Below are 9,027 nucleotides of genomic sequence, written 5' to 3'. Positions count from 1 at the left end.
ACCTAAATTCATTAAGGATTTACCTTCGCCATTGCGATCGCCTATGTCCCTAGATATTTCCAAAGACTGCTGGTGGAACTCAATTGCCCGTTGGTACTGTTCTAGAGAGTAGTAAGCAACACCTAAATTCATTAAGGATTTACCTTCGCCATTGCGATCGCCGATCTCCCTAGCAATTTGCAATGACTGCTGCAAAAACTCAATCGCTTCTTGGTATTGCCCCAAGGAGCCGTAAGCAATACCCAAATTCATTAAGCATAAGCCTTCAGAATTGCGATCGCCTATATCCGTAGCGATTTGCTTTGACTGCTGGAAGAAATCTATTGCTTGTTGGTATTGCCCCTGATTTAAGTAAGCATTACCCAAATTACCTAAGGATTTGCCTTCAGTATTGCGATCGCCTATATCCGTAGCGATTTGCTTTGACTGCTCAAAGAACTTAATCGCTTGTTGGTATTGCCCCTGGTATAAGTAAGCAATACCCAAATTCATTAAGCATTTGCCTTCAGAATTGCGATCGCCTATCTCCCTAGCGATTTGCTTTGATTGCTGAAATAACTCAATTGCTTCTTGGTACTGTCCCTGATTTAAGTAAGCAGCACCCAAATTCATTAAGCATAAGCCTTCAGTATTGCGATCGCCGATCTCCGTAGCTATTTGCTTTGACTGCTGAAATAACTCAATCGCTTGTTGGTATTGCCCCTGATTTAAATAAACAAGACCCAAATTAGCTAAAGATTTGCCTTCAGAATTGCGATCGCCGATTTCTCTGGCTATATCTAATGATTGTTGGTGAAACTCAATCGCTTGTTGGTATTGCCCCAAAGAGATGTAAGCATTGCCCAAGCTTGTGAGAGCAGCCTGATATTTCCAGTTTTCTCTCTCGCCGATTTTTTCCCAAGCTGCTATCAACTGGCTGTATAAGTCAACTTGGTCAGTGTAATAGCCCCGCAAAGTCAAAAAATCACCGCAAAAGTCTAATACATCGAATGCCGAGTCATAATTTTCTAGTTGATACGAGTGATAAAAGATTTCTAGATATTCCTTAATATCTTCTCTAATTTGCCAAGAAGGTGCTGGTTTAACATTCAAACGATAGTAATCAATGGCTTGTTGATGCACCACTGCCTGATCACCAGCTTTACACCGCGCATATTCTAAAACAACTGGCTGAAACTCAAACCACCGCTTACCATTGAGTTTTTCTAACAACAAAGAACGCTTAACAAGGTTCCTCAATTCTCGCTCAATCTCTGTTTGTGAAGTTCCTGGCAACACTGCCACTGCTGCTGTACTATCAACTGCACCACGAAAAACGCTAATATTGAGCAATAAAGCCTTTTGCAATTCACTCAATCGCTCAAAACTGGCATCCAACACCAACACCATCCCCACATTTTTTAGGCGATGCATACCCACTACTCGATCATCTGTCAACAACTGCCGTAAATTCCCTAAGCCTAAATCTGCTAGTCGTCTTAAATCCGGGTCTTGGCGATATTCGTCTTTTAAGAAACCTGCTACCAAGCTCAACAGTAGGGGATGCCCATCTACCAATTCGACAAACTCCTCTAAATTTCCGCGAATGCCCAATGCAGTTAACAGTGCTACCCCTTCTTCTACTTGCAAACCTTTCAGGGTTAGCCATTCAAAGCCTTTTAATTCTGGTCTTTCTCTGGTAGTGACTAACACCTTACTATTTCCACCAGATTCTACCCAAGCGTTGAAAAAGTCGCCGTAGAATAAACTTCCCCACTGTCTATCTGGTTGTAATAAACTTTCTAGGTTGTCAATAATCAGTAAAAATTGACCAGAACGCAAACACTTAACTAGCGCTTCCACTAACTTTGCTTCTTGTTCTGGAACCCGAAAGCCAAATTCTGTCAATACTTGCCTAGCTAAATCGCTAAAACTTGCCCCATTACGGACATCACCCCAAAATCGCTTAGGAAAACCCTCAATTTCGTCATAAATTTTAGCTGCCAGCATCGATTTACCTGTGCCACCGATGCCTTCTATGCCAATTAGGAATGTATTTTCATCAGTTAACCATTGCTGTATTTGGGCGATTTCTGTTTTCCGTCCCTGCCAGTAAGCCAAACTTATGGGAGAGTCGCCAGCTTTGAGAACTCCAGGCGATTCTGGTTTGGGGATTTGTTGAAATAGCTCTAATATTGGTTCTATTCGGTCAACAATAATCTTGACTTCTGCTGCATTTATCTGTCCTACTTGAGTTCCCTTACTGTCACCGTAGGCAGTGAGATTCATTTCAATGTTGTTTGGGTTACTGGGGTTGGCTTCTTCTGCCATTGCTTACAGCAAGTCAAAATTATAGTTTATATTCTAGCTGTGAACTCGAAACTTCGTGCTTGAAACTTGAAACTTTGTGCTTGGAACTCGAAACTTCGTGCTTGGAACTTGAAACTTCGTGTTCAGAACTTGAAACTTCATGTTCAGAACTCGAAACTTGGTGCTTGGAACTCGAAACTTTGTGTTCAGAACTCGAAACTTGGTGCTTGGAACTCGAAACTTTGTGTTCAGAACTCGGAAGTTGGTGTTCGGAACTCAAAACATGAAAATTTGTAGGGTAGGGTACTCATTAGTGTCAACTTCAGGTAAGACCCCAGTCTCGCAAGGAAATAAATTTCCTTGCTAATAGCTAAAGTCATCTAAAGATGACTAAATAATGTGAAAAATATGATAGTAAACTTCAGTTTACTTTAGCTATTAGCCCTGAAATTCATTTCAGGGCGGGTGAGAAAGCCAACAGATAAGCCATTTTTAGCTTAAGTTGACACTATGCAGTACCCTGCCCACCCTACTCAATTAAAAACTCACTTGGTTTGCGTCAATCTTCCCAACTTGCTTCACTGAACTTTGGTCGTAAGCATTAGCACTCACCTGAATATTGTCACCGGGTTTGTCAGTCGATGCTTGCAAAATCTTAGCTATTTCCTCTGCAAGTGCTGTATCCGCATCCAAAATCTTCTTCAACTGCACCCGCAAACTTGCTTGTAAATCTTCATCCTCTGGCTTTTGCGCCACATCCGTTGCTGCTTCTTTAGCTGCTTCCTTCGCTTCTACCTTGGGACGTAACTTAGCCCAAATAGCTTTGGCTTTATTCCAAACATCTTCGCCTACTTTTTCAGATGCCCCTTCTACGGCTTTATTACCCACTTTCAACAAAAATGGTAGACAGGGAGCGAGAAATTTAACAAGTAGAGCTATATCCATTGGTTTATGAAGTCTATTTAGTCTATTATTAACCACATAGATATATATTACCTTTCACGACCTCACCCCCAGCCCAAACGACTGGAAGTCGCGGCTATACAAACGAAGTCCGCCTGCGCGGACTAACGGAAAATCAACGGTTTTGAAGCCTGCGTGTGCCTGCTTTGTTCGAGTAGCCGCGATTTTAATCGTCAGGTGCAAGATGTCAGTTTACGCAAAATTTAGCTTAATAGTCGCTGCCAAGTGAGTTCTTTTGTCGCTTCATCCCAATGCCAGCGTAATAAATTAGCTCTTTGATTTGGGGAAATTCCTGGTAATTTAATTGCCTGTCTGGGTGCTTCGGTTGCGAGAATTATTGCAGTTTCTACATCACAACCCCACTTCACCAGATTCTGCACTCCCACGAATAAAGGTAAAGTCGTCCCCGATAAGGTTCCATCTGGCAATCTTGCCGTACCGTTTTTAACTTCAATTTGCCGAGTATCCCAAGGATATACCCCATCAGGAAGTCCCAAAGGCGATAAAGCGTCGCTGACTAAAAAAAGTCCTTTTTGATAACTAGCGCGTACTAAAATTTGTAGCATAATAGGCGAAACATGCTCACCATCAGCAATAAAACCACACATGACATCAGGCTCAATAATTGCTGCTCCTAATAATCCTGGTTCGCGATGATGTAATAATGGCATGGCGTTAAAAGCATGAGTCACCATCGTTGCACCCAGTTTAAAGGCATGTTGCGCTTGGGCGACGGTGGCTTGAGAATGCCCTAAACTAACGGTAATGCCCTTTGAACGTAAGTAAGGAATGACTTCACCAGTAGGATCTAACTCTGGTGCTAGGGTAATGACTTTGATAATCTGAGCATAATCGCTCAAAACTCGCTTTACTTCTTCAATTGTTAAAGGTAACAGATATTCTGCTGGATGTGCGCCCCGCTTTTGCAAGTTTAAAAATGGTCCCTCTAGATGGATGCCGAGAATTTGGGAACCTGTTTTTTGACGAGAAATAAAATCAGCCATGACAGCAAGCGATCGCTGAATATTATCCACCGAAGTTGTCACCAGCGTCGGCAAAAATCCATCTACCCCGACATCCCAAAGATATTCACAGATTTTCTGGAGAAAGTCGAAATTTTCAGCTTTTAATTCTGGAAATGCCAACCCCAGCGCACCGTTAATCTGCAAATCGACACCACCCAAAGAAACCCAATCACCAGCAACATCGAGCAATTCTAAGTCAGGAGGTGCAACAAAGTTGAAAACTGTACCCATTGGTATAATTCGCTCAATTATACCCTCACGTACCAAGAGCATCTGCAAATCCTTGTATCCCGGCACTCTAGCGTTGATAATATCTATGGGTGTTGCTTTGCTCATGACGATAGTTTGCTAATTGCTAATTGCTAATAGGGCATTGGGCATTGGGCATTGGGCATTGGGCATTTTTTCCCCTTGTCCCCTTGTCCCCCTTGTCCCCTTGTCCCCTTGTCCCCTTGTCCCCTTGTCCCCTTGTCCCCCTTGTCCCCATTCCCCATTCTTATGATCAGTATTATTATGGGTAGCGATTCAGATTTACCCACCATGCAGGGTGCGATCGCTATTTGTGAAGAATTTGGCATTCAAACCGAAGTTGCCATCCTCAGCGCCCATCGTACCCCAGAACGCATGGTTGAATACGCACAACTTGCACACCAACGCGGTATTAAAGTAATTATCGCCGGTGCTGGCGGTGCTGCTCATCTTCCCGGAATGGTTGCATCTTTAACTCCACTTCCGGTTATCGGTGTTCCCGTCCCCAGTCGTCACTTACAAGGACTTGATTCCCTGTATTCTATTGTACAGATGCCTGCGGGTATCCCTGTTGCCACTGTGGCAATAGGTAATGCCACAAATGCAGGTCTTTTGGCAGTTCAAATTCTCGCTACCCACCAACCTGAATTACTCGAAAAAGTGCAAAAATATCGCCAAAATCTCTGCGAATCGGTAATAGCAAAGCAAGCAAAGTTAGAACAATTAGGCTATCAGCAATATTTGCAGCAGATGTAATAACCGCAAAGTTATGGTAGTATATTATACTGCAATATTTTCGTTAATTGAATATCTTGTATTAAATTTAATAAGTTTCCTAATTAATAAAAACAGCATTATATTTTTTATAGGACTTACGCATTGACAGAAAAGACCAAATATGATGTATGAATTTCCGGCATTAAAACCTGATTTTTTGACGATATTTTGGCGATCGCTACCCATATTTTGGTGATTGTCATCCATCCTGGAACGACTAAATTCGTTTTATACACATGATATTTTATTTGAGAGCGTGGGTAAGTCCTATTTTAGTAAAAAAAATTAACTTATATTATTTAAATTTCATAAATTGTTGACTTTTCTCTACCGATGTCCGAAAATGCTGACACAATAACGGATAGTTACCTGACTTGGCAGTTGCGGTAGTTGCTGGCAGCGGAAAAAACCAAAAAATTGTATTCAAGGCTACAGAAGTATTGATTGGCGTAATAGAAAATCAATCAACTTAATTCGTCGATTCACCGAAAGTTTTCTACAGAAATCATGCTGATGAATTCTGTTTGGATCTGTTTGTGCGTTATTGCATAATTTTCAGGTGTTGATATTAAAAAAAGTAATTTTTCCCAAAATCAAATTACTCAAGAATGAGATAATTTTTCCCCAACTCTTGAATAAAACTTAGTTTTGTGACTGGTAATTAAATTTATTAATCACGGCTTTTGGAATAGAAAAAACAATGAATAAGTAGGTGCACTCGACCCTGGCATCCCTTGCTAGGAAGTGCAATCATTCCCAATTGGCAGCAAGATACATAAAAACTATGCACATCTTATCGCTTATGCTCAGTTATCCTTTGAGAAAATTATGTTTTGAAATAATAATTTTAAAGAGTCAATGAAGGACACTTGACTGTTATATAAAATACATAATAATAGTTGATGATAAATATCCGTAATATCTAGAGAGGTAACATTAGTTTACTAACTTCAATAATCTTGACAGAAGCAACTTGAGTAGTAAGGATTAAGCTATTTTTGGTGTAGTCAAAAAGAGTAAACTTAATCAAGAGAAAAGTTCACATTTGTTCAAAAAAATACTAAAGAATTTAAACTTTCTTGGTGAAATGTTGATTTTTCAGAAAATGCGATTGCGGGAAACAAAAAATGCCAAAAACTGATAATATGCACATTATTTTAAAGTTTTGCAACTATAAAAAGGAGTATATTTTAGATAGATTTTCCCGAAACTAAATTTGAGTAACTTCCGAGAGAAAGGTGAGTATCAAAAAGTACTCAAATAGCGAGAAAAACATAAAATTGTTGGTACTCATGAACAAAAAAGAAGTGTTGAAGAAAGTTCTAATGATTGGGGCGATCGCCTCATTGCTTCTAGGTGGACCGTTGATGGGTAATGCCTTCGCAGCACCCACAGATGTGAACGCGGCGATTAGTAGCGCTCAAGAATCTGCCGATACAGCGTTTATGCTGATTTGTGCAGCACTGGTGTTGTTGATGACACCGGGACTAGCGTTTTTTTATGGTGGATTTGTGCGATCGCGCAACATTCTGAATACATTGATGATGAGCTTCGTGCTGATGGCGATCGTGGGAGTCACCTGGATTTTGTGGGGCTACAGCCTAGCTTTTGCACCAGGTAATCCCTTCATCGGCGGATTAGAGTGGTTTGGGTTAAACGGTGTCGGCTTAGAGACAACCGATTATCTCAAAGGCACAAACCCTGCGGAAATAGTTTCTTATGCGCCGACAATTCCCCACCAGGCATTCATGATTTATCAAGCCATGTTTGCCATTATCACCCCAGCGTTGATTAGTGGTGCGATCGCCGAGCGGATGAACTTCACCGCTTACTCATTATTTGTACTACTGTGGTCTACCTTTGTTTACTCCCCCCTAGCGCACATGGTATGGGCTAAAGGCGGATTTTTGGGCTTGGCTGGTGGAATGGGTGCCCTAGACTTTGCAGGGGGTACAGTCGTGCATATTAGTTCCGGCGTTTCTGCCCTCGTCGCTGCCATGTACCTCGGACCTCGAAGAACATATCCAGACCGTCTCAGCCCTCCTCACAACGTTCCCTTCATCTTGTTGGGTGCAGGCTTGCTGTGGTTTGGCTGGTTTGGCTTCAACGCAGGTAGTGCCTTAGCTTCAGGTGGTTTGGCAACAGCCGCATTTGTTGCCACCAACACAGCGGCAGCAGCGGCAGCTTTAACGTGGCTCATCCTCGAAAAAGTCTTGCGCGGTAAACCAACAGCAGTCGGTGCAGCCACAGGTGCAGTCGCCGGATTAGTTGGTATCACCCCAGCCGCCGGATTTGTCACACCTCTAGCTGCGATATTAATTGGTGGTATCACCTCCTTTGTTTGCTTTTATGCCGTCAGCTTCAAGCACAAAGTCAATATTGACGATGCCTTAGATACCTTTCCCGTGCATGGTGTCGGTGGGACAATCGGAGCGATTATCACCGGAGTCTTTGCCACCACCACAGTCAACTCAGCAGGTAAAAATGGCTTGCTGTTTGGCAATCCCGGTCAAGTGGTAACGCAAATTATCGCCGTTGCCATTGCCTATATCATTGCTGGTGTCGGCACCTGGATTATTTTGAAGATTCTAGATGTCACAGTCGGGTTGCGAGTCAAAGAAGAAGCCGAACTGCAAGGCATGGATATCAACGAACATGGTGAAGAAGGATACAACGAAGAATTCGGAGAGCGCATTAGTGTTACTAATAGGTAGTGCAATTTCTGACTTTTGACGATCTCTATAGCAGTCCGTTTAGAAGAGCGTGGTCATACAATATCCCTGGCTTATGAAATAAGTCGGGGATATGAAGCTCGATATTTTCATAAATCTGCGGAGGATTGCTCTAATTCGATTTAAATCATCTAAAATCTGATTCAAAGAATTAGTAAATATCGCGCCTTGTGTCTACTCCAGCAAAAATTTTTCCTACCTGGGCATTTTTCTCCGTAGTAATCAACGGCATACTGATGTTAGCGATCGCCTTGCTAATTTTACGACAGCAGGGTTTGACCGCTTTTTTTGGGTCTGCACATACTGCCACACCAGTCAAGGACAACACTCAACCCCAAGTCACACCTACACCTAAACTAGGACCTCACCATAAATTCACTTATCCCCAGTGGGTAGATGTCCTCAAAAAAGAAGCTAAAGTCGCTGCTGAGAAACCTCCCCAAAATTTAAGCATCCTCGCGGGAGATTCTCTCTCCTTGTGGTTTCCTGCAGAGTTATTACCTGAAGACAGAAATTGGCTAAATCAGGGAATTTCTGGAGAAACTAGCGAAGGACTATTGAAAAGATTAGATATATTTAACCGCACCCAGCCTCATACAATTTTTGTGATGATTGGCATTAATGACCTCATCCGGGGTGCAAGCGATGAGACAATTTTAGAGAATCAGCGACAAATTATCACTTCCCTGCAACGAGTGCATCCAAAAGCGCAAATTGTGGTTCAGTCGATTTTGCCACATGGAGGAGAAGAAGCAACTTGGGAAAGACGAGAGAAACTCTTGGCTATTCCGAACAGTCGCATTCGCTCATTGAATCAACAGCTACAAAATATAGCCACAAAAGCAAATGTGAAATATCTCAACTTGCATCCCCTGTTTTCCAATAACCTTGGTTATCTTCGTCCAGAATTCTCTACCGATGGCTTACACCTAAGTCCCCAAGGCTATCTTGTGTGGCGTTCTGCGTTGCAAATCTACACTCAGATTGAACTG

The 9,027-nt window shown here is 42.2% G+C and carries 7 protein-coding genes; 3 read left to right on the top strand and 4 right to left on the bottom strand.

Annotated elements, in window-relative coordinates; all coding sequences use genetic code 11:
• From OGM63_RS15870 to nagA, 3 genes are all read right to left on the bottom strand, one after another.
• Positions 1–2,310 (bottom strand): tetratricopeptide repeat protein (locus OGM63_RS15870; RefSeq protein WP_263746557.1); only part of this gene is annotated, 2,310 nt, incomplete at its 3' end.
• A 516-nt stretch (positions 2,311–2,826) separates the two neighbouring features.
• The gene (locus OGM63_RS15865) at positions 2,827–3,234 is read right to left on the bottom strand and encodes a hypothetical protein (protein WP_263746556.1); all 408 of its coding nucleotides are present in this window, start codon (positions 3,232–3,234) and stop codon (positions 2,827–2,829) included.
• 221 nt (positions 3,235–3,455) lie between these two features.
• On the bottom strand, positions 3,456–4,613 hold the full coding sequence (gene nagA / locus OGM63_RS15860; RefSeq protein WP_263746555.1) for an N-acetylglucosamine-6-phosphate deacetylase: 1,158 nt from the start codon (positions 4,611–4,613) through the stop codon (positions 3,456–3,458).
• Positions 4,614–4,790: 177 nt separating this feature from the next.
• Here nagA and purE point away from each other — a divergent pair, with 177 nt between their 5' ends.
• Positions 4,791–5,282 (top strand): 5-(carboxyamino)imidazole ribonucleotide mutase, encoded by a 492-nt coding sequence (purE, locus tag OGM63_RS15855; protein WP_263746554.1) that lies wholly within the window; start codon positions 4,791–4,793, stop codon positions 5,280–5,282.
• A gap of 116 nt (positions 5,283–5,398) precedes the next feature.
• Here the strand turns inward: purE and OGM63_RS15850 are convergent, their stop codons facing one another.
• A complete protein-coding gene (locus OGM63_RS15850) occupies positions 5,399–5,539 on the bottom strand; it encodes a hypothetical protein (protein ID WP_263746553.1) in 141 nt (46 codons plus the stop codon).
• A gap of 1,056 nt (positions 5,540–6,595) precedes the next feature.
• On the opposite strand from OGM63_RS15850, the gene OGM63_RS15845 reads away from it, so the two are divergent.
• Together OGM63_RS15845 and OGM63_RS15840 are read left to right on the top strand one after the other, a co-directional pair.
• Entirely contained in the window at positions 6,596–8,017 is a 1,422-nt protein-coding gene (locus OGM63_RS15845) for an ammonium transporter (RefSeq protein ID WP_318528469.1), read from the top strand.
• Positions 8,018–8,205: 188 nt separating this feature from the next.
• Positions 8,206–9,027 (top strand): SGNH/GDSL hydrolase family protein (locus OGM63_RS15840; RefSeq protein ID WP_263746552.1); only part of this gene is annotated, 822 nt, incomplete at its 3' end.

It is taken from the genome of Plectonema radiosum NIES-515 (assembly GCF_025753815.1).
GTDB classification, from domain to species: Bacteria; Cyanobacteriota; Cyanobacteriia; order Cyanobacteriales; family Nostocaceae; genus Hassallia; species Hassallia radiosum_A.
Note: the sequence above shows the minus strand (reverse complement) of the source record. Positions and strands in the feature narration are given on the sequence as shown.

Coding starts and splice junctions, on each gene's coding strand:
- OGM63_RS15845 (WP_318528469.1), top strand. CDS start 6,596: ATGAACAAAAAAGAAGTGTTGAAGAAAGTTCTAATGATTGGGGCGATC.
- OGM63_RS15865 (WP_263746556.1), bottom strand. CDS start 3,234: ATGGATATAGCTCTACTTGTTAAATTTCTCGCTCCCTGTCTACCATTT.
- nagA (WP_263746555.1), bottom strand. CDS start 4,613: ATGAGCAAAGCAACACCCATAGATATTATCAACGCTAGAGTGCCGGGA.
- purE (WP_263746554.1), top strand. CDS start 4,791: ATGGGTAGCGATTCAGATTTACCCACCATGCAGGGTGCGATCGCTATT.